The organism is Rothia sp. 27098_8_29 (assembly GCF_041432785.1).
GTDB classification, from domain to species: domain Bacteria; phylum Actinomycetota; class Actinomycetes; order Actinomycetales; family Micrococcaceae; genus Rothia; species Rothia mucilaginosa.
The window spans coordinates 101,910-126,946 of record NZ_JAPWAI010000002.1 but is presented as its reverse complement, the minus strand read 5'-3'; the positions used below and the strand labels follow the sequence as shown (position 1 = coordinate 126,946).

At 60.0% G+C, this 25,037-nt stretch carries 19 protein-coding genes, 3 tRNA genes and 2 riboswitches; of the genes, 12 read left to right on the top strand and 10 right to left on the bottom strand.

The features are described 5' to 3' along the window. Positions 1-51: 51 nt before the first annotated feature. On the bottom strand, positions 52-903 hold the full coding sequence (locus O3649_RS05540; RefSeq protein ID WP_371573171.1) for a transcriptional initiation protein Tat: 852 nt from the start codon (positions 901-903) through the stop codon (positions 52-54). Positions 904-1,136: 233 nt separating this feature from the next. Here O3649_RS05540 and O3649_RS05535 point away from each other — a divergent pair, with 233 nt between their 5' ends. Continuing rightward, positions 1,137-2,222, top strand: a complete 1,086-nt coding sequence (locus O3649_RS05535) for a C4-dicarboxylate ABC transporter substrate-binding protein (RefSeq protein WP_371573169.1) — start codon at positions 1,137-1,139, stop codon at positions 2,220-2,222. A gap of 163 nt (positions 2,223-2,385) precedes the next feature. Here O3649_RS05535 and O3649_RS05530 read toward each other — a convergent pair whose 3' ends face one another. The 4 genes from O3649_RS05530 to O3649_RS05515 all read right to left on the bottom strand — a co-directional run bounded on the left by O3649_RS05530 (position 2,386) and on the right by O3649_RS05515 (position 7,752). Further along, entirely contained in the window at positions 2,386-4,500 is a 2,115-nt protein-coding gene (locus O3649_RS05530) for an AMP-binding protein (protein ID WP_371573166.1), read from the bottom strand. A gap of 444 nt (positions 4,501-4,944) precedes the next feature. Then, complete coding sequence (locus O3649_RS05525; protein WP_049340216.1) at positions 4,945-5,787, bottom strand: ABC transporter permease; 843 nt, start codon at positions 5,785-5,787, stop codon at positions 4,945-4,947. Then, positions 5,787-6,851, bottom strand: coding sequence for an aliphatic sulfonate ABC transporter substrate-binding protein (locus tag O3649_RS05520; RefSeq protein ID WP_044150835.1), 1,065 nt, complete (start codon positions 6,849-6,851; stop codon positions 5,787-5,789). The genes O3649_RS05525 and O3649_RS05520 overlap by 1 nt, the downstream gene beginning before the upstream one ends. 64 nt (positions 6,852-6,915) lie before the next feature. After that, positions 6,916-7,752, bottom strand: a complete 837-nt coding sequence (locus O3649_RS05515) for an ABC transporter ATP-binding protein (protein WP_012904246.1) — start codon at positions 7,750-7,752, stop codon at positions 6,916-6,918. Between the two features lie 4 nt (positions 7,753-7,756). Further along, a riboswitch (SAM riboswitch) is annotated at positions 7,757-7,853 on the bottom strand. Between the two features lie 175 nt (positions 7,854-8,028). After that, a riboswitch (SAM riboswitch) is annotated at positions 8,029-8,137 on the top strand. A gap of 114 nt (positions 8,138-8,251) precedes the next feature. Between O3649_RS05515 and O3649_RS05510 the strand changes: the two genes are divergently transcribed. Both O3649_RS05510 and O3649_RS05505 read left to right on the top strand, forming a co-directional pair. Continuing rightward, positions 8,252-9,679, top strand: coding sequence for an LLM class flavin-dependent oxidoreductase (locus tag O3649_RS05510; protein WP_296546985.1), 1,428 nt, complete (start codon positions 8,252-8,254; stop codon positions 9,677-9,679). A 122-nt stretch (positions 9,680-9,801) separates the two neighbouring features. Then, positions 9,802-10,245: a YchJ family protein gene (locus O3649_RS05505; protein ID WP_012904244.1), complete on the top strand. Its 444-nt coding sequence runs from the start codon at positions 9,802-9,804 to the stop codon at positions 10,243-10,245. Between the two features lie 216 nt (positions 10,246-10,461). Here the strand turns inward: O3649_RS05505 and O3649_RS05500 are convergent, their stop codons facing one another. From O3649_RS05500 to O3649_RS05490, 3 genes are all read right to left on the bottom strand, one after another. After that, positions 10,462-11,145: a hypothetical protein gene (locus O3649_RS05500; protein ID WP_005507246.1), complete on the bottom strand. Its 684-nt coding sequence runs from the start codon at positions 11,143-11,145 to the stop codon at positions 10,462-10,464. Between the two features lie 140 nt (positions 11,146-11,285). Beyond that, positions 11,286-12,734 carry an NCS2 family permease gene (locus O3649_RS05495; protein WP_005507245.1) on the bottom strand — a complete coding sequence of 483 codons (1,449 nt, stop codon included), beginning with the start codon at positions 12,732-12,734 and terminating at the stop codon, positions 11,286-11,288. 320 nt (positions 12,735-13,054) lie between these two features. Beyond that, the gene (locus O3649_RS05490) at positions 13,055-14,521 is read right to left on the bottom strand and encodes an NCS2 family permease (RefSeq protein ID WP_314893341.1); all 1,467 of its coding nucleotides are present in this window, start codon (positions 14,519-14,521) and stop codon (positions 13,055-13,057) included. A 362-nt stretch (positions 14,522-14,883) separates the two neighbouring features. Between O3649_RS05490 and O3649_RS05485 the strand changes: the two genes are divergently transcribed. After that, entirely contained in the window at positions 14,884-15,249 is a 366-nt protein-coding gene (locus tag O3649_RS05485; protein ID WP_371573162.1) for a DUF2218 domain-containing protein, read from the top strand. 314 nt (positions 15,250-15,563) lie between these two features. Beyond that, entirely contained in the window at positions 15,564-16,967 is a 1,404-nt protein-coding gene (locus O3649_RS05480) for an FAD-dependent oxidoreductase (protein WP_044150832.1), read from the top strand. 362 nt (positions 16,968-17,329) lie between these two features. Here O3649_RS05480 and O3649_RS05475 read toward each other — a convergent pair whose 3' ends face one another. Continuing rightward, positions 17,330-17,911 (bottom strand): hypothetical protein, encoded by a 582-nt coding sequence (locus O3649_RS05475; RefSeq protein ID WP_005509222.1) that lies wholly within the window; start codon positions 17,909-17,911, stop codon positions 17,330-17,332. Between the two features lie 949 nt (positions 17,912-18,860). On the opposite strand from O3649_RS05475, the gene O3649_RS05470 reads away from it, so the two are divergent. From O3649_RS05470 to O3649_RS05440, 7 genes are all read left to right on the top strand, one after another. After that, positions 18,861-18,933 (top strand) — tRNA-Glu (locus O3649_RS05470). A gap of 68 nt (positions 18,934-19,001) precedes the next feature. Next, positions 19,002-19,075, top strand: a tRNA-Asp gene (locus O3649_RS05465). Positions 19,076-19,148: 73 nt separating this feature from the next. Continuing rightward, a tRNA-Phe gene (locus O3649_RS05460) sits at positions 19,149-19,221 on the top strand. A 189-nt stretch (positions 19,222-19,410) separates the two neighbouring features. Continuing rightward, the gene (locus tag O3649_RS05455) at positions 19,411-20,358 is read left to right on the top strand and encodes an ABC transporter ATP-binding protein (protein ID WP_371573160.1); all 948 of its coding nucleotides are present in this window, start codon (positions 19,411-19,413) and stop codon (positions 20,356-20,358) included. Further along, complete coding sequence (locus O3649_RS05450; protein ID WP_371573158.1) at positions 20,355-21,104, top strand: ABC transporter permease; 750 nt, start codon at positions 20,355-20,357, stop codon at positions 21,102-21,104. The genes O3649_RS05455 and O3649_RS05450 overlap by 4 nt, the downstream gene beginning before the upstream one ends. A 3-nt stretch (positions 21,105-21,107) precedes the next feature. Beyond that, positions 21,108-21,806: an ABC transporter permease gene (locus O3649_RS05445; protein WP_371573155.1), complete on the top strand. Its 699-nt coding sequence runs from the start codon at positions 21,108-21,110 to the stop codon at positions 21,804-21,806. Between the two features lie 4 nt (positions 21,807-21,810). Beyond that, positions 21,811-22,776, top strand: a complete 966-nt coding sequence (locus tag O3649_RS05440; protein WP_294616600.1) for an ABC transporter substrate-binding protein — start codon at positions 21,811-21,813, stop codon at positions 22,774-22,776. 156 nt (positions 22,777-22,932) lie between these two features. Here the strand turns inward: O3649_RS05440 and O3649_RS05435 are convergent, their stop codons facing one another. Further along, positions 22,933-24,777 (bottom strand): alpha,alpha-phosphotrehalase, encoded by a 1,845-nt coding sequence (locus O3649_RS05435; protein WP_371573153.1) that lies wholly within the window; start codon positions 24,775-24,777, stop codon positions 22,933-22,935. Positions 24,778-25,037: the final 260 nt, after the last annotated feature.

Genomic DNA, 25,037 nt, shown 5'->3' with positions numbered 1-25,037 from the left:
GGGCCCGGCATCCGTTATGGATGCCGGGCCCCCTTGTTTATGCTCGGTACTTTAGCGGGTGATGGTTGCCGAAGCGCGCAAACCAGCCAGATCCTTGAAGGTGTACTCGCCGCCCTCGGTCAGCTGCATTGCGACGCTACCGCTGGTGATCTGAGCGGTGGTGGTCAGAGTGTAGCTGGAGGTCACCTCGGTGAAGTACACCGGAACCAGCGAAGCCAGCACCTGTGCGTAGCTCACGCCGTCCTTCGCGGTGGCTTCCAGGTAGTCGGAGGTGCGGATGTCCAGTACGCCGGTCCAGACGTTGTCCTCGATGACCGGCTCGTAGAACTTCGCAGTGTATGCGATGCCGTTGAACGCAGCCACGGCGGGGTTGTTGGTCTTCGCGCCACCCTCGCTCTTAGCGAGTGCCGGGATCTCAACGTCGTTATCGACGTCCCACAGCAACGGGTCGGTGACGTCCTCGGCGGTGGGGAAAGTGAACTCGAAGGTCACCTGCAGGTGCGCCTGAGGGTACAGCCAGGAGCTGCCCTGGAACTCGCCCTTGGAGTTGATGGGTGCGGAAATCCACAGACCCGCGCCACCGTACAGGCCTGCGCCGACGCTACCGCCGGGGGTGAAGGTGCCGCCGCCGCGGCTCTGCGGGGTGGTGGAGGTTGCGGTGATGTTGGGTACCTGCACGGTGTAGGAGTCCAGGCCGTAGCGGGTATCAAAGTCGTTGGCGGGGTTCGAGTTGAACGCCTGAGTGAAGACACCGAACTTCAGGGTCGGGGTTTCTAGCGCATCGGTGGACGCCGCGTAGGCGGGTACCGCCGCTGCGGTTGCGATGACGGGGGTGCTCCACGCGGCACCCTTGATGAGTGCGCGGCGGTTCAGGCCATTAGTGGTGTTCGAGGAAGAAGTCATGGGATCTCTCTTGTCATTAAAAATGTGGTGATGCGTGTGAGTTGAATTACTGATACTCTAATGTAATTCAGCTCATCTTCAAAATTATCTCAACTTTTACTTCAATGTATGAACATTGCGGCACCCAGCTCACCTAGCGCGTGAAACGGGAGCATCATGGAAACCGTGGAGAACGCCCTCCCGGAAAACTCCACAGAAACACCACCGGTCACCACACACTTAAGGAACACAACATGGCATTTATGAAGAGTGCACGCGTCACGCTTGCCTCCCTTGCAGTGCTCTGCCTGGGCACTATCGCAGCCCCCGCAGCAAACGCCTACAGCCCCGACATCGACGGCGACGGCATCCCCAACACCTGGGAGATGAAGGGCTACGACGCTGACGGCGACGGCAAAATCGACGTCGACTTCCCCGCAATGGGTGCAGACCCCAAGCACAAGGACATCTTCGTAGAGATGGACTACATGGCAGGCCTGCTGCCCAGCGAAGATGAACTGGACCGCATCACCAAGATTTACGCCGACCTGCCCATGCGCAACCCCGACGGCACCCACGGCGTGAACATCCACCTGGACGCAGGTGACGCCCGCAGCGCCAAGTACAACCTCGGCGGCGGCAACGAAATCAGCTACCAGGAACTCGACAGTGAGTTCAAAGCGCTCCACCGCATCAAGGCAACCGAAGGTAAGTTCAACCCCGCCCGCGAAGGCACCTTCCACTACATGATCTGGGGCGACTACTACGACAACAGCTACTCCTCCGGTATCGCTAACTTTGGCGGTCGTAACTTTATGGTCACCGTCGGCCCGCACTTCTGGGGCAAGGCAAGCAGCGACATCCGCGTGGCAGTGTTCGTGCACGAGCTCGGCCACAACCTCGCGCTGAGCCACGGCGGCTGGGACGAAATCAACTACAAGCCCAACTACTACAGCGTCATGAACTACCAGTACACCCTCACCGGTGTGCCCATGGCTGACGGTAGCCGCTACTTCGGCTACTCCACCGCCGAGTACCGCATGCTCAACGAGGCGAAGCTGTACGAGGCGCGCGGCTTCGGCCCCCGCGCGGCTGGCTTCCTGTACAAGGGTAAGCCCGCCAACCAGCCGATTGACTTCAACGGCAACGGCAAGATCGACACCGAGCCGGTGTCCGTGGACCTGAACGGTGACGGCATGATCACGAACCTGGGTGCGGCAAACGATGTGAAGATGATCCGCTTCCAGGCGACCGAGCACCCCGAGAAGGACAAGGGCCCCGAGCACATTGAGCCGAGCGGCATTACCGCCGAACACGCTCGTTCGCTGGGTCTGATTTAAGTGGTGCAACGCCAACAAAGAGCCTTGTCAGCTCAGTAAAATGGCATAGCAAAAGGTGCGGATATCGAATCATCATTCGGTATCCGCACCTTTACTCTATGTAGCTTTTAGCTCAGCTCAGTGCTCAGCGCAGCGTGCAGCTCAGCAACAGAGCCTAGAGGGCCTAGCTCACGCGGCCGGTATCCACCAGCACCTGTGCGATGTGGCCCAGCGCCTCCTCATTCTGCAGCGAAGAAACATCGCCCAGCGAACGACCCTGGTACAGCTCACCGAGCAGGCGGCGAGTAATCTTACCCGAACGGGTCTTCGGGATATCGGCAACCGCCACAACATCCTTCGGCTTAGCAATCGGGCCGATGTGCTCACGCACGTGTGCGGTCAGCGCTGCCTTCAGCTCATCCTCAGTCAGGTCCTTACCCTCATCGGTGAGCGTTACGTAGGCGACCGCCTGGTGACCGGTCAGCTCATCCTCCACGGGGCAGACACCAGCCTCAACCACAGCCGGGTGAGTCACCAGAGCCGACTCAATCTCAATCGTGGACAGGCGGTGACCCGAAATGTTAATCACGTCATCAATACGGCCGAGGATGTACACGTTACCCTCTTCGTCTTCCTTCGCGCCGTCGCCAGCGAGGAACCAGCCGCGCTCGCCGTAGTGACGCCAATAAGAATCCAGGAAACGCTGCGGGTTCTGCCACACGGTACGAGCCATCGAGGGGCCAATCTTATCGACCACGATGAAGCCCTGCTTGCCGGGTTCGACCGGGTCGCCGTGCTCATCCACCACGCGGGTGGACACGCCGGGAACGGCGCGGGTAGCGCAACCGGGCAGGGGAGTGCAGTGCGGGGTACCCTCCGGGTAGGTGCCCTCGGGTGCGAATGCCGGGTCGTGCGGGCGCGGGGAGCACACGGTCGAGCCGGTCTCGGACTGCCACCAGGTGTCGATGAAGGATGCGGTGCCGCCGCCCACGTGCTGACGCAGCCAACGCCACGCCTCCGGGTTGATGGACTCGCCCACCGAGCCGAGCAGGCGCACGGTCGAGAAATCGTACTTGCCGGGCTCCGGGCCGTTCGGGAACGCACCCATGAGGGAACGAATCAGGGTCGGCGCGGTGTAGTAGTTGGTCACGCCGTAGCGTTCGATGACCTCAAAGTGGCGGCCGAAGTGCGGGGTGTTCGGGGTGCCCTCGTAAATCACCTCGGAGACACCGTTGACCAGCGGGCCGTAAATTTCGTAGGTGTGCGCGGTCACCCAGGCGAGGTCGGCGGTGCACCAGTGAACGGTGGACTCAACCTTTTCCGGGTCGTTGACCGCGGACAGCTCGTCCGGGCGCAGCACACCGTTCTCGTCCACGTAATCCGGCAGCAGATCGTAGAGCAGCGCGTGAGTGTACGCGGTCTGCACCAGGTATCCAGCCATGGTGTGCACCAGGCCCTTGGGCTTACCGGTGGTGCCGGAGGTGTAAATGATGAACAGCGGGTCTTCTGCGTCGTGCAGTTCGTAGGCGTGAGTATCCGGCTGGTCGTCCACCAGGTCGTGGTACCAGACGTCGCGGCCCTCAGTCCACGGCACAGCGGCGTGCGCCACCGGGTCGGAGGCGCTGGTGCGGTCCACCACGATCACGTGCTCGATGTTGTTCTCACCGGAGCATGCTTCGTCGGCGTTGACCTTCACGGGAACGACCTTGCCGCGGCGGTTCTGACCGTCGGTGGTGATGAGAACCTTCGCGCCGGTGTCTTCCACACGGAACTTCAACGCCTCAGCGGAGAAGCCACCGAAGACGAGGGAGTGGATCGCGCCAATACGCGCGCAGGCGAGGGTGAAAATAATGGTTTCGGGGATGACGGGCAGATAGATGACCACACGGTCACCCTTGCGCACGCCCAGGGACAGCAGGCCGTTCGCTGCCTTCGCGATGCGGCGCTGCAGCTCGGCGTAGGTGATGGCTTCGCGGTCGCCGGGTTCACCTTCAAAGTAGAGGGCGACCTTGTCGCCGCGGCCCGCCTCCACGTGGCGGTCCACGCAGTTGTAGGCGACGTTGAGCTTACCGCCCTCGAACCACTTAATTTCGGGGATGCTGAACTGTTCGATGCCTTCCTCATCGAAGCCGAGGGACTTCGGCTTCTCGAAGCGGTGCGCGGTGTGCCAGGGCTCAGCCCAGGTGAGGCGCTGCGCCTGCTTCTCCCAGAACGCGACGCGTGCCTCGTCAGATTCGAGGGCGGGGTTCGGGGTGGGGTTCAGCGGGTCGGTGAACGAGTAGGGGGTGGGCAGTCCCATTATTCTCCCATCGGTTGCTGGCATTAGCACCCTTGCTCGCCGTGCCGCTGTCTGTGTGACCGTGGGGTCTGTGTGTGCGTTGGCGAGGGGGTTGCTGCGACGTCACGGAGCCAGGTCTCTCGGTCGCTCTGGATGGTTTGCCTTCTTAGTAAAGCGCGCTCCGGGCCAGGAAGCAAAGGAGCCCGTCATATTCGGCATGCTGTGTATCGGTTCGTAATATTCCGAAATATTTAAAGACCCCGCCCCGCGCTCACTGCTGTGGGGCGCGGGGCGGGGCACATCATCATCATTCAGTAGGCGACAGGTTTCCCCGCCGACTTCTTTCTCCGGCGCGTAGCGATGATTAGCTCACCTTCAGAGGAGCAACCACACGGCGGACATCTCTCCTAAAACTCAGCGCGTGCTGAGTGTTGCGTTTAGCTGTGGTGCTAATTGCTGGTGGCGTTAGTTGCTGGGGTACTTCGCCTTCACCCAGCGCTCGAAAACACCCACCAAGGCGTCGGTAATCTTACCGAGCACCGCCAGCGCCACAATAGCCAGCAGCAGGCGGTCGGTGCGGCCGTTGTTCTGCGAGTCGGTCAGCAGATAACCCAGGCCCATGGATGCACCCAGCAGCTCAGCGGCGACCAGGAACAGCCACGCCTGAGCCAGCGCCAGACGCAGACCCGAAACGACCGACGGCAGAACCGCGGGAAGCTGAACCGTGGTGAACAGGCGCAGACCCTTCAGGCCGAAGGCGCGTGCCGCCTCCACAAGCTTGGGGTCAACGTGCGCCAGAGCCGCAGAAACCGTGGTGTACACCGGGAAGAATGCACCAATAGCAACCAGGGTTACCTTGGAATTCTCGCCGATACCGATCCACAGCAGAAGCAGCGGAACCCACGCCAGGGACGGCACTGCACGCAGCGCACCAATGGTCGGTGCGGCAATCAGACGCACCGGCGCAGACAAACCAATCAGCGCACCCAGCACCAGGCCGAGCACGGCACCAATACCGAAACCAATCAGCACACGCTGAGTAGAAATCGCCACGTGGCGGCCCAGTTCGCCGCGCTGCGCCAGCTCAACACCGGCGCTGACCACACGGTCGGGGGAGGGTAGCTGAACCTGGGTGAACACGCCGTTGGTGCTCAGAATGTACCAGAGGGCAATCAGCGCCAGGGGAAGAATCAGGCCCAGGTACTGCTTACCGGCGAACGGGTTCGACGGCAGCTTCACGGAAGAGACACGCTTCTCGGCACGCTCAGCGCGAGCGCTGGAGGCGGCGGTAACCGTTGCGGCGGTCATTACTTCTCAACCACCTTTGCGATCTTCTCGACGGCTGCGCTGTCAGCCTTCTTCGCGAACTGATCGTCCACAATGCTGTTCAGTGCCTTGTCCACGTCGGACTGGGAGGGAACGTCGCCGGACTCGACCAGAATCGGGCCGACACCCTTGAGAACCTCAACCTGCTTAGCGCCCGGAACCGGGTCGATATCCAGGTGGGTGCGCTCCATGACGACCTGGGCGGTCTCGTGCTTAATGCCGGACTCCTCCTCGACAATCTTCACAGCCTCTTCGGGGTTCTTCTTAGCCCAGGCGCGAGCGTACTCGTACACGTCCACGATGGTCTGTGCGGCGGTCGGGTTGGACTGAATGAACTTCTCGGTCGCGTTCAGGAAGCCGTAGGTGTTGAAGTTCAGATTGCGGTAGAAGAGCACGTCGCCGCTTTCCACCTCGGCGGCAGCCATAATCGGGTCCAGGCCGCTCCACGCGTTGACCTGACCGTTATCCAGGGCGGTGCGGCCGTCGGCGTGCTGCAGGTTCTGAATGGTCAGATCCGAAGCGGAAATACCCTCCTGCTTGAGTGCCTGCAGCAGCAGGAAGTACGGGTCGGTACCCTTGGTCACGGCAACGGTCTTACCCTTCAGATCCGCAACCTTGGTGATGCCCGAATCCTTGCGGGTCACCAGTGCCGACCACTCCGGCTGCGAGTAGAGGCTAATGACCTTGATGGGGGAGCCATTAGCGCGTGCCAGCAGCGCCGCCGAACCGGCGGTCGAGCCGACATCAATATTGCCGCTACGCAGCGCCTCATTCGCCTTGTTCGAACCGGCCGACTTGACCCACTCAACCTTCTTACCCTCCGCGGCAAGGGCGGTCTCAAGCCAACCCTTCTTGCGGATAATCAGGGACAGCGGGTTGTAGGTCGCGTAGTCAATGGTCACGGTGTTCTGATTGCCACCACCGGCAGCACCGGAGGCGTTAGCGGAACCGGAACCTTCGCCAGCGCAGGCGCTGAGCAGAGTAGCAAAAGCGGCGGCTGCGGCAAGGGACTTGAGGGCGGTACGACGAGACGGGGAGTAAGTCATGATGAAATCTTTTCGCTTCTGAAGATGATGATGTGATGTGTAAGAAATGCGTTTCGTGGCGGCTTTAGGCGTTATCTTCCACGCCGAGCTCAGCCAACAGTTCGCTACGCAGCGCCGTGATCTCTGCATCGGCGCGGTCACGCGGGTGAGAACGGTCAACGGTCACAATGCGCTGGATGGTGGCGGGCGCCTCCGGGGTGTCCTTACCGAGGACAATCACCCGGTCAGAGAGGTACAGCGCCTCTTCCACATCGTGGGTGACCAGCAGAATCGTGGTCGGGTCTTGACGGTGCACGTCCAACAGCAAATCCTGCATGTTGATGCGGGTCAGCGCGTCCAGAGCACCGAAGGGCTCGTCGAGCAGTAGCACGCCGGGGTTGCGTGCGAGCGCTCGCGCCAGGGACACGCGCTGAGCCATACCGCCTGAAATTTCCTTGGGACGGTGGGTTGCGTATTCGCCCAGGCCGACCAGGTCGAGCAGGCGCGCTACGGATGCTGCGCCTTCAGATTTTTTGGTGCCCTGCGGCAGTCCGAGCGCCACGTTGTCGGCGACGGTGCGCCAGGGGAGCAGGCGCGGTTCCTGAAAGCCGATAGCTACGCGGGGGTCGAGGCCGGTCACTGCCTTCTCGCCGATACGCACGGTACCTGCGGTGATGCGGTTCAGGCCTGCTGCTGCACGCAGGAGAGTGGATTTGCCGCATCCGGAGGAGCCGATGACGGAGATAATCTCGCCGGGGGCTGCGGTGAAGGAGACTCCGCGAAGAACTTCGTGGGTTCCGCCGGGCACGGGGAAAGATTGTCCGACGCCTTCAAAGCTCAAGGGGACGGCGGCGGTGGATACGGCACGGCGGCCGTTCTTTTCACTGGTGGGTACGTCAGTTACTGCACTGTTGAGTGTCATGTCACTTCCATCGTTCCTGGCGTTAGCACCGGGGGCGGAAGAATCCGTGCCGGTTGCTGCGACGTCGTGGAGCCAGGTCTCTCAGTCGCTCTGGATGGTTTGCTTCTCCCACCCTATGGGCTGTGGCGTGCCTCAATCAACCCGGCGGGCGCGTATGAATTTCTATGACCGTATATTTCGCATTTATCACGAAATATTTCGGTTCCACGTCACAAAAAGATTTTTTCGTCACAAACGTGACCTCCCTCCCGTGCGCCCCGTACACTCAAACCACGAGATCATGAGTCCCGGCGCTAAGCTCTGGCTAGCCGGGCGGCAACCCTCTCCCGTAGCGGGGTGCCCCAGATGATGATCTGGCCTCAACGTTACGAGGCAAGTACGGCGCGAACGCGCCACCTGCACGAAGGCCACCACCGAACGCAGAAGGCAAGAAGGAGGCGGCGCGCGGGGTGCAGGGCACTAACCCGATCGTCCCCGATCATTCGCGAAAGGAAAATCGATGGCTGAGCAGAAGAAGCGCATCGTAGTTAACGCATTCGAAATGACCTGCATTGGTCACCAGAGCTTCGACCTCTGGCGTCACCCGCGTTCCCGTGCAACCGAGTACAACACCATCAAGTACTGGACTGACCTGGCTAAGACCCTTGAGCGCGGCCTGTTTGATGCCGTGTTCATCGCTGACGTTGTTGGCATCTACGACGTGTACAAGAACTCTGCCGCTCCCGCCATTGAGGGTGCCGCTCAGGTTCCCGTGAATGACCCCGCAACCCAGATTTCTGCAATGGCTGCAGTGACCGAGCACCTCGGCTTCGGTGTGACTGCTGCCGCTACTTTCGAGCAGCCCTACACCCTGGCTCGCCGCTACGCCTCCCTCGACCACCTCACTGAGGGCCGCGTCGGCTTCAACGTGGTGACTTCATACCTGCCGTCGGCTGCTGAGAATCAGGGTCTGCCCACCCAGATTCCGCACGACGAGCGCTACGAAATCGCCGACGAGTTCCTGGACGTCTGCTACAAGCTGTGGGAAGGCTCCTGGGAAGACGGCGCAGTCGTCAAGGACCGCGAGCGCGGCGTCTACGCTGACCCCTCCAAGGTCCACCCGATTGGCCACAAGGGCAAGTACTTCTCCGTGCCCGGCATCTCCCTGACCGAGCCGAGCCCGCAGCGCACCCCCGTGATCTTCCAGGCTGGTGCATCCAGCCGCGGCCAGAAGTTCTCCGGCAAGCACGCTGAGGCTGTGTTCATCAGCGCCCTGCGCCCGGACCTGACCCGCGTTGTGACCGACCGTATTCGCGCCGCTGCCGAGGAGCAGGGCCGTAGCCGCGACGACGTCAAGATCCTCGCAATGCTCTCCGTCATCGTGGATGAGACCGAAGAGAAGGCAAAGGCAAAGTACGAGGAGTACAAGAAGTACATCAACCTCGAATCTGCACAGGCTATCATCGGCGGCTGGTCCGGTGTTGACCTGTCCCAGTTCGACGAAGACGAGGTCCTGAACTACGTGCAGACCGAGTCGATTCAGTCCTTCCTGACCCCCTTCACCCTGCAGGCGAAGGACAAGAAGTGGACCCGCAAGGCTATCGCCGAGCACACCACCATCGGTGGTATGGGCGAGGTCATCGTTGGTGACCCGGTTCAGGTTGCTGACGAGCTGGAGCGCTGGATCGACGAGGGTGGCCTGGACGGCATCAACCTGGCGTACCACGTCTCCCCGGGTTCCTTCGAGGACTTCATTGAGTACGTTGTGCCCGAGCTGCAGAAGCGCGGCCGCTACCGCACCGAGTACGAGGGCAACACCCTGCGCGAGAACATCTTCGGTAAGGGCCACACCAAGGTTGCTGACTCCCACCCGGCTGCTAAGTACCGCGGCGCATACGTGGGCAAGCCTTCGGCTGCTGACACCCCGGCTCGCGCAATCGCTGAATAAGCGTTGCCGCTGAAGCGTGCCGTGTAGGTTCGCTCAAACTTAACGATTGAAAACAAGAACGCCCGTTCTGTTGGAGGATTTGTATCCCCCGGCGGAGCGGGCGTTTCTTTATACTGGGTGGCATGACTGAACTAAACCAGGTTGAACTTAACCACGATGACCGCTGCCCCTGCTCGAGCGGCGAGGTGTACGGCGCCTGCTGCGGCAGGTTCCTGGGCGAGTTTGCCGCCTCCGGCACGTTGACTGCTCCCGCACCGGAGCAGCTGATGCGCTCGCGTTTTACCGCGTTTGCGACAGGGGATGCGGCGTACCTGCTGGCGAGCTGGCATCCGAGCACTCGCCCGCCCGCTTTGGAGTTGGAGGATGACATCCGCTGGTATCGTCTGGATATTCTGGGTGCTTCAGGCGGCCCGTTTGATGCGTCCGGTACGGTGGAGTTCGTTGCGTATTACCGTTCTGTGCCGGGTGTTCCTGCGGAGGAGCGGGTGAAGGGCAGCATGCATGAGCTGTCGCGCTTTGAGAAGGTGGGCGGCGCCTGGTTCTATGTAGATGGAGACGTCCGCTAAATCTCGTAATTTTCCCTGCCCCTGTCTCGTGCAGAGTGCGGGTATAGAAGAAATGGCAGAATCATTCCGAAACCGGAACGATTCTGCCATTCCTTGTTTTAGTTAGCTTCTGTCTTTTAGAAGATTTTCAAAGTCAGCCTGAGATATCAGCCAGACCAAGCAAAGAGGCACGCTCTGCCCCAATAGCAGGAATCAAAATAGGGGATGTGGTCATGACTAAGACGCTTTCTTGAAAACAGAATCTTGAAGAATGCGCTCTGCCTCAGCGGAGCTTCGCGGATCCCCCAAATCTAGAAGATCTACCGCCACATGCAAGGGCAGAATATGGGGCGGCTCATCGCATTCACGCAAGATAATGTTCGCCGAATCTACAGACGCCGGAAGCAGGTTGTACAGAAAAATGATGTTCTCTAAATCCTGGCTTGAAACATATGCATCAACCATTGAGCCGTACACCTGAGAAATATCGCTACTAATGCCGGTAAGCGACAATGCAGAGTCTTCCAAAATTGCAGGAATTTCAGCGGGAGGAGCCTGCAGATGATGCACTTTCAGACCGCGGCGAGCTCGGTATCGCTCAACAGACGCAGGTCCTTGCACCTGAATTGCTGAGGCGCGTTCTTTTGCCCTGCGGCGTTCCTCAGCCGATAGGACAGATGACTGACCATCGCAGTAACGCGCCAAAGCGTTGAATGCATCAAAGGAAATAGGACGGCCAGCATTACTGCGGTGCGCAGCGGGAAGAGCGTCGACAACCCAACGGCTTCCCAATTTACGACCTTGGAGCATTCCACGTTCCAAGCGGGCGCGCACGCTTCGCTCTGAAACCTTAGCTTCTTGAGCATACTCTTGAACGGACATCATGGCAGAATCATACCGAAAACGGAATGATTCTGCCATGATTTTCTCGCACCGGGGAGCGATAAGGAACATGCAAGAGCGAACCAGATACGCCAAAGGCAGGCCCTTCGGCAGCTTGAAAACTTACATTCTCAGCCGCATCAGGAACCTGCCTTCAGCAAATATGTAGACTGTCGGACTTAGCTAGTCCAGCCGTTAATGATGCCCATACCGAAGTAGATCACGAACACCGCGGAGACCAGGTACATCAGCCAGTGCACGTCCTTGCCGCGGCCCTGCACCAGGCGAATGAAAGTGTACGCCACGAAGCCGGCACCAATACCGTTCGCAATCGAGTACGACAGCGGCATGAAAATAATGGTCAGGAACGCCGGAATACCCAGACCCCAGTCGGTCCAGTCAATATTCACGGCCTGGCGAATCATCAGGAAGCCGACCACGACCAGCGCCGGAGCAACCGCCTCGAAAGGAACGATGGTGACCAGCGGCGAAATGAAAATCGCCAGCAGGAACAGCACACCGGTCACAATGTTCGCAAAGCCGGTGCGTGCACCCGCACCAATACCGGTAGCGGACTCCACGAAAATCTGGTTCGCCGAACCGGACGCGCCACCACCAACAACGGAACCGAAAGCGTCCACGAGCAGGACCTTGTCAATGTCCTCAACCTTGCCGTCCTTCATGGTGCCAGCCTCGGCGGCAAGACCCACCGAAACGCCCATCGCGTCGAAGAACACGGACAGCAGAATGGTGAACACCAGCAGCGAAGCAGCCAGCGGACCGATGTGGGTGAATGCGCCGAACAGGTCAGCGGAACCGATGAGGGAGAAGTTCGGGGTGGTGAACTTCATGTCCGCCAGGGAAGGCACGTTCAGGGACCAGCCGGTTGCCGCCTCCTTCACGGAACCGGAGGGGACAACCGCCTCCAGAATCAGGGACAGTGCGGTGGAGGCGAGCACGCCCCACAGGATCGCGCCCTTCACGTTACGGATGAACAGGGCGATGGTGAAGAACAGGCCAAAGAGGAAGACGAGGGTGGGCCAACCGAGCAGGTGACCGCCCGCGCCAAGGCTCACCGGAACGGTGGTGCCAGCTGCGTCAGGCATGCGGCGGATAATGCCGGAGTCGACCAGACCGATAAAGGAAATGAAGAAGCCGATACCGACCACAATCGCGGTCTTGAGCGACTCAGGGACCGCCTCAAACACCGCGGTACGGAAGCCGGTGAGCACCAGAACGGTCATGATCAGACCGGCAAGAACGACCAGACCCATGATGTCTGCCCAGGTCAGGTTCGGGGTGGTGGCAATGGTGGAGGCGAGCAGCGCATTCACGCCCAGGCCAGCCGCCATGGCGAAGGGCTGCTTGGCGATAACACCCATGAGGATGGTCATCACGCCGGCAACCAGCGCGGTCACAGCCGCGACGGGTGCGATACCGAGGGTGCGTTCGGATGCGTCAGCACCGGTACCGATGACGAGGGGGTTCAGCACCACGATGTAGCTCATGGCGAAGAATGCGGCGAGGCCGCCGCGGAATTCTGCGGCGATGGAGGAGCCGCGTTCGGAAATCTTGAAGTAGCGGTCGAGTGCGCTGGTGGGCGCTGCCGCCTTCTGGGGTTCAGACATGTGAGGATCCGTTGATGTTGTTCGGTGTGTACTGTTGCGTCGCCGGTTTCGCGGGTAAAGCTCGCGGGTAAATCCCGGGTTGGGCGCCACGATGGTTCAACCATTGTAGGCGCCGCCTCCTAACTTGTGCCGTTGAAACGCGTTGTGTGCGGCGGTTCAGTCGGTGATGTGGTGTTTCCCCGGCCCCTGCAACCAGAATTGGGTAGTTGGGGTAGAGGGAAGAATAGCGCAGGGCGGGGTACCGGCACCCCAAAGGTGCCGATACCCCGCCCTAATGGCGCCCGCACCTCCACATGTGGAGGGTGAGGCACCCGATGTATTTAGTGCATCCAGCCGGTAATCAGGCCGTTAGCGAAGAAGATGAGGAACACTGCGGAAACCACGTACATGAGCCAGTGAACTTCCTTGCCGCGACCCTGCACCAGGCGGATGAAGACGTAGGACAGGAAGCCTGCGCCGATACCGTCCGCGATGGAGTATGCCAGCGGCATGAAGATGATGGTCATGAACGCGGGGATACCCAGACCCCAGTCGTTCCAGTCGATGTTCACTGCCTGGCGGATCATCAGGAAGCCAACGAACACCATTGCGGGTGCAACAGCTTCGAAGGGCACGATGGTGACCAGCGGGGACAGGAAGATCGCGACGAGGAACAGTGCGCCGGTGACGACGTTCGCGAAGCCGGTGCGTGCGCCCGCGCCGATACCGGTTGCGGACTCCACGAAGATCTGGCTTGCGGAGGAGGAGGTGCCACCGCCGGCTACGGAGCCGAGGGCGTCCACGAGCAGGACCTTGTCGACGTTCTCGATCTGGCCGTCCTTGATGGTGCCTGCTTCGGTTGCGAGACCGACGGAGGTGCCCATTGCGTCGAAGAACGCGGAGATGAGGATGGTGAAGATCAGCAGAACAGCTGCCATGCCGCCGAGGGTGCCGAAGGCACCGAACAGGTCAGCGGAGCCGAACAGGGAGAAGTTGGGCAGCTTGCTGGTGTTGGAGTCCCAGACGGGGACGTTCAGGGACCAGCCGGTGGGGGACTTAACCGAGCTGCCGGAGGGCACGACCTTCTCCAGGATGATGGAGAGGGCGGTGGAGGCGAGCACGCCGTAGAGGATTGCACCCTTCACGTTGCGGATGAACAGCGCAATGGTGAGGAACAGGCCGAAGAGGAAGACGAGGGTGGGCCAGCCGAGCAGGTGACCGCTGACGCCGAAGGAGACGGGCACGGTGGTGCCTGCTGCGTCGGGCATGCGGCGGATGATACCTGCGTTGACGAGGCCGATGAAGGCGATGAAGAAGCCGATACCGACGACGATTGCGACCTTAAGCGATTCGGGGACCGCGTTGAACACTGCGGTGCGGAAGCCGGTCAGCACGAGGATGGTCATCAGCACACCAGCCCATACGACGAGGCCCATGATGGCGGGCCAGGTCAGTCCGGGGGTGGAGGCGATGGTGGTTGCCAGCAGTGCGTTCACGCCGAGGCCTGCCGCCATGGCGAAGGGCTGCTTGGCGACGACGCCCATGAGGATGGTCATGACGCCTGCGACCAGTGCGGTCATTGCTGCGACCTGCGGTACGCCGAGGGCGTTGCCGGATGCGTCCTTGCCGAGGCCGATGATGAGGGGGTTCAGCACGACGATGTAGCTCATCGCGAAGAAGGTGGCGAGGCCGCCGCGGAATTCTGCGGCGATGGTGGAGCCTCGCTCAGTGATCTTGAAGTAACGGTCCAGTGCGCCCTTGGCTTCTGCCTTGGGGCTCTGGGGAGCCGCGGTGTTCTCAGAAGACATTCGTGAAAATCCGTAGATACTCATAGTCGGGGCGTGACTCGGGGTTCCGAGCCCGCATAAAAAAGTGCCACTTCCCGGTGTGTTGGGGAGGTGACACTGTTGTACCGAAATATTCTACGGTTAAAGTTTCTCTAAGCGTTAATCCAGGAAATTCCCAGCTTTCGTTCAGAGATCTTTTGTGGGAGGCGTAATAGCGGTAACTATCTCTCGCCTCTGCGCGAACAACGATAGTTTGTTAGGTTAGTAGACCCTAAGTTTCTGCTATATTCGAGGTGAAACATGCGTCGCCGGATGTCGGGTTCTGTGTGGTGAGCCTTTTTCGGCATAGATGAGAATTCGGCATAGATGAGAAGGAGTCCACCGTGACTGAAACTCCCCAAGAAAACACCGCTGAGAATTACCCCGCCGCGGAATCCCTGCCGGTACGCCAGCGCGCCATCGTAGCAACCGACCGCCCCGCCCGATACATCAAGCAGCTCGGCTCGCACATGGGCCGCAAGCTCGGCACCGCAGAACTGCCCGACGGCCTGCGCCTCACCTTCAACCGCGACGGTATTTTCCGCGGCTACGGTGACCTGCGCGAAACCGACGGTGCACTCATCATGGAGGTGCGCGCCGAAAGCGACGAGTTGGCTGCTGGTCTGGCGGATGTGTTGGACCGCCACCTGGTTCGCTTCGGTGAACGCGAGGAACTGGTCGTCACCTTTGAGGCGGTACCCGCCTCCTAGTCCCTGCTTTCTAGTCTTCGTTACCCTGCCCCGCCCTCCTGCACCTCGGAGGACGGGGCAGTTTTTATGCCCGCTGCGTGCGGAGGCTCCCGGTGCTGGATGCGCCGCGCTGCCCGGATTAGGCGACCCCTCCTGAATTAGGTGACCCCGCCCGGATTAGGTGACAGAAAATTATCCTATTTAGTGGGCGAAGACATATAAGCCCCCGAACACCCGTCAATCCCCGGTAAAATAGGCAAGAAGTGAACACTAAGCTCACCGCCTGTTCGCGCCGCACCGGGCGCCTGACGGTGAACTTCGAAAGGAAGATTTTCGTGTCTGAAGCAGCACGCCCCCTGCGCGTCGCCGTTATTGGTGCAGGTCCCGCCGGTATTTACACCGCCGACATCCTCACCAAGTCTGAAGAGGTCCGTACCGGCGCCGTCGAGGTCGCCATCGACATCTTCGACCGCTACCCCGCCCCCTTCGGCCTGATCCGCTACGGTGTGGCACCGGATCACCCCCGCATCAAGGGCATCATCACCGCACTGCACAAGGTCCTGGACCGCGGCGACATCCGTTTCTTCGGCAACGTTGAATACGGCAAGGACCTGACCCTCGCCGACCTGCGCGAACACTACGACGCCATCATCTTCGCAACCGGCGCGATTTTTGATGCACCCCTGAACATTAAGGGCATCGACCTGGACGGCTCCTACGGCGCAGCAGACTTCGTCTCCTGGTACGACGGCCACCCCGACTACCCCCGCACCTGGCCGCTCGAAGCTGAGCAGGTTGCAGTGCTCGGTAACGGCAACGTCGCCCTGGACGTCTCCCGCATCCTCTCCAAGCACGCTGACGATCTGCTCGTCACCGAAATCCCCGACAACGTCTACGAGGGCCTGAAGGCTTCCCCCGTGACCGACGTGCACGTCTTCGGTCGCCGCGGCCCCGCACAGATGAAGTTCACCCCGCTCGAGCTGCGCGAACTCGCACACTCCCGCGACGTGGACATCGTCCTGTACGAAGAGGACTTCCAGTTCGACGCTGCTTCCGAAGAAGCAATGGAGAAGAACGCGCAGACCAAGGTCATGATGAAGACCCTGCGCGGCTGGCTGGAAGACCAGAAGACCAACGAGCAGACCGCATCCCGCCGCCTGCACCTGCACTTCCTGCAGTCCCCGCACGAGATTCTCGGCGAAGACGGCAAGGTCGTGGGCCTGCGCATGGAACGCAACAAGCTCGATGGCAACGGCGGCATCATCGGCACCGGCGAGTACGTGGACTACCCCGTACAGGCTGTCTATCGCGCAATCGGCTACTTCGGTTCCGAACTGCCCGAAATCGGTTACGACGACAAGCGCGGCGTCATCACCAACGTTGAGGGTCGCGTCGTGGACGAGAACGGCGAGGTCGTTCCCGGCCTGTACGCATCCGGTTGGATTAAGCGCGGCCCTGTCGGCCTGATCGGCTCCACCAAGTCTGACGCGCTCGAAACCATCACCCACCTGCTCGAGGACCGCGAGAACCTCTACACCGCACCCGAGCCGGAGGCAGAGGCATTCAGCGCCTACCTGGACTCCAAGGGCATCAAGTACACCACCTGGGAAGGCTGGCACCGCCTGGACGACCACGAGAAGGCACTGGGCGCCGCATCCAAGGATGCAGCCGGTGAGCCTCGCGCCCGCGTGAAGGTTGTGGACCGCGACGAGATGGTCAACATCTCCCGCGGCGAGTAATCCTTACCTCTAGCACGTAGAGCATAGAAATCGACCCCGTACCGTGAACCGGTGCGGGGTCGATTTTTGTCTATATATAATCTATATATAAGGAAGCGGGGGAGTAGGGGGCTCTCGGAAAGTGCTCGCCCGGAAGAGCTATCGAAAGAGCGGTTAAAGAAACCCACCCCGCACCATGAGGTCATGCGGGGTGGGTTGGGTAGGTGCCGAAGACACTCGAGGACATACCCTCCGGCTACCCGGACGCGCAACGAGCCCATGCAGTGACTCCACGTGCGGCGCATCCCTTAACGGGGTCTAGAAAGCTAAAGAAACACCAAGATTAGCTCTCTAAACAAGCGCATAGCCGTACGGTGTGTAGACTATGCACACTTTTTGAGGACGTCTTCAATGCCCAAAATGGCCTTGAGTACGGTTTCAGTTTCAGTACCCAGCTTCTTGCGGGCTTCACCAGAAATAACGGCCTTCACGATGTTCTTGAAGGTCTTCCACTGCTTGAAGGCGTTAACGAGTGCCTTAATAAGCTTGTAAATGGCGATGCCCAGCTGAATGACAAACTTTGCAATACTGACAACGCAGGCAATAACACCAACGGGGGAGAGCGCTGCGTGGGCGCGTCCATCAGACTTACGAACAGCGGCCTTAGCGCTTGCAATCTGACGGCCTGCGTCAGTGCCCTGGACGGTGGTCAGGTTGCCCAGTGCGCTCTCAATGCCGCTATTAACGCGGTTGGAGGATCCAGGCTTCGCATACTTCAAACGGGCAGGTACCTGCTCTAGGCGGCGCAGAATCAGCTTGAGCTGCTGGTCGGCAGTCATTGCCTTCTGCGGGTGCGCCATCTGCTGTGCCTGCGCTGCAGGTGCAGCTACACAACCGAGAGCGATGGTTGCGGTGCCTACGCCGAGTGCACGGAATGCCGTGCGGCGATTCATCGTTGCGGACACTGGATCCCCCTTTGGATCTCTATGCGGTTTATCGGTGCTGTAATGTGCGGTGACTTTACGTCTGGGGCTCCGGAAGTGGCCCCGTGCAAGGTCCGGAAGTGACCTCACGCCCTCTATAGTACGGTGCTCAAAGAGGGGGCTTCAAGCTATTTCAGGGGGTATTTTCAGCTGGCTTTCATCTCTCCTTGTCAATCGCTAGAGGTTTATCAAATCTTTATATTTCTGCGTCGTCATAATTGCGTAGATATCTGCACTGAGAGAAAAATAAGCGTCTGACAAGCCGGTTTATTGTATTCCCAAGAGTGAATATTTGCATCTACGTGCATTCTGGCCTGTAGTTGCTTTGCGCGGCACATTTTTGAGGGCTCCGGGGAGGCTGGGGTGAACCCCCTAAAGAGGTGTTGCCGTGCACTCTCTTGCAGATATTTGCACCCAGGGTAGCGTCTTGCCTACATGTCCTATATAAGCGTGTAGAAAGTTGTCGAAAAATTTTTGGAGATATTGTGGAGTTTTTTGGCCGCTGCGATGCGCATAAGAGGGGTGTATAAGAGATGTGAAGGTGGGTTTTTGGAATTCTTGCGGGACTGATGCCGGCATCTTCGGAACAAAATTTCGGAGGAGTTTCGGAGGAGTTTGTAGAAAATCTGTAGAAATGGAGGTGGCGAAAAAGTCTTTCTCTGGGCTCCTGTAGGTACCCAAACGTGTCTAAAAACCTTCCAAAAGCCTCTGATATGGGGTGTTGTGAAGAAATTTTAAAATTTTTTGAAGTTTTTCTGAATCATCATTGACAAGCTTAAACACATATGTGCCAGGCTATAAATGGTCGAAAATGGGGGTCAAAATCGGGCAAAATCGAACAAAACGGTTTGCACGCCTCCGCAAACCTGTCATAGACTAGTGGAGGTTCGAACGACGGGATGAAGAAAACGGAACCTGTTCGATCGACTAGGCCCCCATCGTCTAGCGGCCTAGGACGCCGCCCTTTCACGGCGGTAGCACGGGTTCAAATCCCGTTGGGGGTACTTGCAAATCTCACGATTTGCAAAGCCAAGTTAGATGATATAGAGTTTACTTCTGTTGATTCCAACAAGGCCCCGTAGCGCAGTTGGTTAGCGCGCCGCCCTGTCACGGCGGAGGTCGCGGGTTCAAGTCCCGTCGGGGTCGCTCTGGCCGCGTAAGTTCAGATGATTATTCATCCGAAGACGCGGTCATTGCGTATCTAAAAGTAAATACGCAAGGCTCTGTAGCTCAGTTGGTAGAGCGTACGACTGAAAATCGTAAGGTCACCGGATCGACGCCGGTCGGAGCCACGAAATCCGCCTCCAGGCTTCTACAGTGGGGCGGGTTTTGTTTTTAAAAAACTTTGCGGTTGCAGATACTGCAAAGCCGTCGAAAAGGCGGCATCTTGGGAATAAAACCCTCAGATGCCGCCTTTTTGTATATAGATTGTATACAGAGGCACCTGCCCTATAGCCACTGCAGAAAGCACCAACGCACCCATGACTGCCCAAAATTCAGCCGCCCAAAATTCAACCCACCAACGCCTAGAGGACTCACCTCAAATTCCGTGGGCAAAAAATGCTGCTGTCGATAGTGCGCAGGCGGGCGGAATCCGCTTCGAGAACATCACCAAAAGCTACCCGAGCCGAACCGGTGAACCCACCACAGTGCTGCAGAACCTGAACCTGCATATTCCCGCCGGGCAGATTACCGTGTTCGTCGGACCCTCCGGCTGCGGTAAAACCACTAGTCTACGCATGATTAACCGCATGGTGGAGCCCAATAGCGGCACCATCACCATTGACGGCGTGAACGTGCACGAGAAGAACCCATACGAGCTGCGCCGCGGCATTGGCTACGTGATGCAGCAGGGTGGGCTCATGCCGCACCGCACCGTCGCGCAGAATATTGCCACCGTGCCGCGCCTGCTCGGTGCCTCCCGCAAGGAGGCGCAGGCGCGCGCCCTCGAACTGCTCGACGTGGTCGGTCTGGATTCTTCGTACGCCAAGCGCTACCCCTCCCAGCTTTCGGGCGGTCAGGTGCAGCGCGTTGGTGTGGCGCGTGCTCTCGCCGCTGATGCGCCCGTCCTGCTGATGGACGAGCCGTTCTCCGCGGTGGATCCGGTGGTGCGTACCGACCTGCAGAAAGAGCTGCTGCGCCTACAGGGGCAACTCGCCAAGACGATCGTGTTCGTCACCCACGACATTGACGAGGCGCTTCTGCTCGGCGATACAATCGCCGTCTTCGCGGAGGGTGGCCGCCTCGCACAGTTCGGTACTCCAGAAGAGATTCTCTACAGCCCCGCCGATGATTTTGTGCGTTCCTTCGTGAGCCGCTCCGTTGCCGGTCTGCTGGATGAGCAGACGGTACGCCAAGCGCGCGCACGCCGACTTGCCGCCTCCCGAGAAGCGCAGAATAGTGCGGCAGAAGGCGAGAAAAACGAATGAGTATTCTAGAAAATAGTGTGCTCGCGGCACCACCTCTCGCTGCAAGCGACATGCATTGGGAGTGGGTCGCCACCAACAGCCAGCGCATCCTCGAGCTGACCCTCAGCCACCTCTACCAGGGCGTCGTGCCCGTCGCGATTGGTGTTCTCGTCGCGATGCCGGTCGCCTACTACGCGAGCCGTCGCCGTGACCGCGGTTCCGAACGCCGCATCGGTGCGCGAACCCTCATGCACCTCTCCTCACTGCTGTACACCATCCCCTCGATCGCACTGTTCGTGCTGATGCCGCTCATCCTGGGAACCTCCATTATTTCCCCGCTGAACGTGCTCGTCGCCCTGAGTATCTATTCCTTCTCGCTCATGGTGCGCTCCGGTGTGGATGCCTTCGACTCCGTTCCCGATAGTGTGCACGAATCTGCACGGGCCCTCGGATACACGCCCCGACAGGCGCTGATGGAACTCTACCTGCCCCTCGCGGCGCCCGTCATTATGGCGGGAATCCGCGTAGCAACCGTCGCCAATATTGCGATGGTGTCCGTAGGCGCCCTCATCGGTGTGCCCTCGCTCGGCACGCTCTTCACCGACGGCCTCGCACGCAATATCCCTTCGGAGATCCTGGCTGGCGTAATCCTCAGCCTGCTGCTGGCACTGGTTCTTGATCTGCTCCTTATCCTTCTGACGAGGGCACTTACGCCCTGGCAGGTGGCTACGGTTGCGAACCGCCGCAGCCCCGAAAGGAAGGCATAACCCGTGAACGTCATAGAACGAACCCTCGCCTACCTCATGGACGGCGCCAACTGGCAGGGAAACGGCGGAATCCTCGTGCGCCTGCTCGAACACCTGAGCGTCACCGCCCTCGCCACCGCCTGCGCGGCACTCATCGTCGTGCCTCTTGGTCTCTGGGCTGGGCACCACCGACCCTCCGACGGCACTAACCGCCGCCGCAGCAACCTGCTCATGAGCGCCGTAGCCGCCACCCGCGCGCTACCCGCGCTCGGTCTGCTCACCATCCTGGCGCTCTGGCTGGGCGTCTCAACCCTGCCCGCCCTCATCGTGCTCATTATTATTGCGGCGGCACCTCTGCTCGCCGGAGTTCTTGAAGGCCTCGCCGCCGTACCCGAAGACCTCGTGGACGCAGCCCGCGCCCAAGGCCTGACCGAATGGCAGATTCTGACCGGCCTCGAAATCCCGCTCGCCGCCAACATGATGCTCGGCGGGCTCCGCTCCGCACTCGTGCAGGTCATCGCAACCGCGACCATCGTCGCCTACCTCAGCGGCGGAACCCTCGGCAGGTACCTCTTTGATGGGCTCGCCGTGCGCGATTACCCGCGTATGCTCGTCGCAACCCTGCTCGTGGCGCTTCTCGCCTTCGCCGTGGACGCGCTCATGGGCCTCGTGCAGCGTGCGCTCACCCCCGCGGGGCTCACCATCAACCGGAAGAAGGCATGAACCGATGAATCAGACGCATCAAACCTCCATGCGCCGTACCGTATCTCGTCGCGTTGCACTCACCGCCGCTGGAGCGCTCGGCATGGCGGGTATTCTCAGCGCCTGCGGGCTCAGCGGCGACAAAGTCTTCAGTGGTGAACACGAAGGAATCATCGTCGGCTCAGCCGCCTTCGCCGAATCCCAAATCCTTGCCGAAATCTACGCTGGAGCCCTCGCCCGGGCGGGATTCAACGCCCGCACCCAGCTAAGCATCGGCGCCCGCGAGGCGTATCTGGGGGCGCTTGCCTCCGGTGCGGTGGACGTTATCCCGGACTACTCCGGCAACCTGCTGCTTTACCTCGACCCGAAGGCTACAGCTAACACTGCGCAGGAGATTCTGCAGGCGCTACCCGCCGCCCTCGGCACCCTCACCACGGGTGGCTCCGGGGCTGAAATCCGCGCCCTGAACGCCTCCGAGGCGGAGGATAAGGACTCGCTTGTCGTTACCGCGCAGACCGCCCAGAAGTACGGTCTGCGAAGCCTTGAAGACCTCGCCTCCCGCTGTACGAATCTGAAGCTTGGCGCCGCCCCGGAGTTTGCCGAGCGCGCCTACGGTATCCCGGGTCTGAAAGAGAAGTACGGATGCGTCCCCGCCGAGTTTGTGCCCCTCTCGGATGGCGGCGGCGCGCTGACCGTCAAGGCCCTGCTGGATGACACCGTGCAGGTGGTTGACCTCTACTCGACCACCCCCGCAATTGAGCAGAATCAGCTGGTGGTGCTGGAGGATCCGAAGAACATGATTCTGGCTCAGCAAGTGCTGCCCATTATCAATACGTCGCGAGTTCCCGACTCCGCGGCGGAGGTTCTGAACCGCGTCTCGGCGAAGCTCACTACCGCCGATTTGCGCACTTTGAATGACCGTGTTTCGGGTACCTCTAAGCAGGAGCCCGCGCAGGCGGCGGCTACCTGGCTGAACGAGCACGGCTTCTAAGATTCTGCCTGATATTCCATATAAATTCCTTTACAGAAATGTCTATAAACAAAACCGACCTGGGAATATTCTAGAAATAGAATATTGCCAGGTCGGTTTATATTGCCCATCTCCCACACGTCTCCCACAGGTTAGGGGAGGGGCATGTAGTAGCTTTTAGCCCTCAATCAGCAGCGCCAGAGCCTCGTAGGGGCGCAGGCTCAGCGTCACCGTCTCAGCCGAATCAGATACAGCAGAATCCGCCGCAGCAGAATCGACCGCAGAATTCTTGTAATTACACACCAGCACGCGACCGGAACGAACGAACTCGGCCGGAACCTCAATCTCGGTCGGCTCACCGTAGAAGTTCGTCAGCACCAGCATGCGCTGTGCCGGGCTACCGTTCTCAGCACTAGTCTCAGCGGGCAGCTCACGCAGGTACGCAAACACCCGCTCGTGATCCAACGCGTAGGGCGCGTACGAACCCGCAGAGATGACCGGGTACTGCTTACGCAGGGCAATCAGGTTGCGGTAGTACGGCAGAATCACGCCGTCGCGTTCCTCATCCTCCACCGAAATACCGGCACCGGTCGCCGCATCACGCACCGGGGCGGGAGCCAGCCACGGCGACGTGAAACCAAAACCAGCAGTCGCCGAATCTGCGGTCCACTGCATCGGCACACGCGAATTATCGCGAGCCTTCGACGCCACAATCTCCAGGGCCTGTTGCTCGCTCAGGCTGCGCTCACGCAGCATCGCGTAGGCGTTGTGCGCCTCCACATCCACGTACTGCTCAATCGAGGAGTAGACCGGGTCAATCATGCCGATTTCCTCGCCCTGGTACACGTACGGGGTGCCGCGCAGCAGGTGAATCACAGTCGCCAGCATGGTCGCTGACTCGGCACGGTAACGCTCAACGTCACCAAAACGGTTCAGCGCACGCGGCTGATCGTGGTTATTCCAGAACAGCGCATTCCAGCCGCCGCCGGCCTGCATACCCAGCGCCCAATCGTTCAGAATCTGCTTCAACTCGGCAAAACGGAACGGCACCTTCGACCACTTCTCGCCGTTCTCATAGTCCACCTTCAGGTGGTGGAAGCTGAACACCATATCTAGCTCGTGGTTTGCCGGGTTGGAGTAGCCCACGCAGTTTTCGATGCTGGTCGAGGACATTTCGCCCACGGTCACGGTGTCATCATACTGACCGAAGGAGGCGCGGTTAAGCTGCTGAATGCGAGTGTGCACAATCGGGGTGTCGGTGTATTGTGCCTTGTCCACGGTGCCTTCGGGGGCGTCGAGTAGCTCTTCACCCTTGCCGATGACGTTAATGACGTCAAAACGGAAACCGCGCACACCCTTCTCGTACCAGAAATTCACGACCTTAAACAGTTCGTCGCGCACAGTCGGGTTGTACCAGTTCACGTCCGCCTGGGTGCGGTCGTACAGGTGCATATAGAACAGGGGAGTGCCGTGCTCATCCGTGTACTCGCCAAAGCGGGACCAGCAGGAGCCGCCGAACTTCGACTCCCAGTTGGTCGGTTCGCGCAGCTGACCGTCCTCGGTGTATTTGCCGGGGCGAATGTAGAAGTAATCCCAGTACTCGCGCTCACCGGCGAGCGCACGCTGGAACCACTCGTGCTCGGTCGAAACATGATTGAGCACCATGTCGAACATGACGCCCACACCGTGCTTGGCAAGGGCGGCAATCATCTCTTCGACGTCCTTCATGGTGCCCAGGTCGGGGTTGATGGCGTAGTAGTCGGAGATGTCGTAGCCGTTGTCGTTCTGCGGGGAGGCGAAGAACGGGTTGAACCACACCATGTCCACGCCCAGGGAAGCAATGTAGGGCACCTTCTCGATGACGCCGCGCAGGTCGCCGTAGGCGCCACCCGCCGAGGAGTAGAAGGACTTGGGGTACACCTGGTAGATGACGGAGGACGCGAAATCCTTGCCGCCTGCCGGGGTGGTTGCCGGGCTGGTTGCCGGCGTGAGGGTGAGCGATGCGGTGGGTGCCTGTGTCATGGAAACCTTCTGAAACGTAAGCAGGGTTCAGCGTGTATAAAAGCGTGTATAAATCAGTGCGTTAGAAACGAACTGCGCCGGTGCTACGGATGTTGCTACGTATGCGCAGCGAGGCCCGTACGCGGCAGGCACAGTAGCCCGCCGCCTCCCGGTGCGTTCGCCGACTGAATATCGCCGCCCGCAACCTGGGCTCATTCCAGATTAGGGGGCATAATGGGGTGATGTCCCCCATCTACCCCAAAGGGGGCAATTCTGCCGCA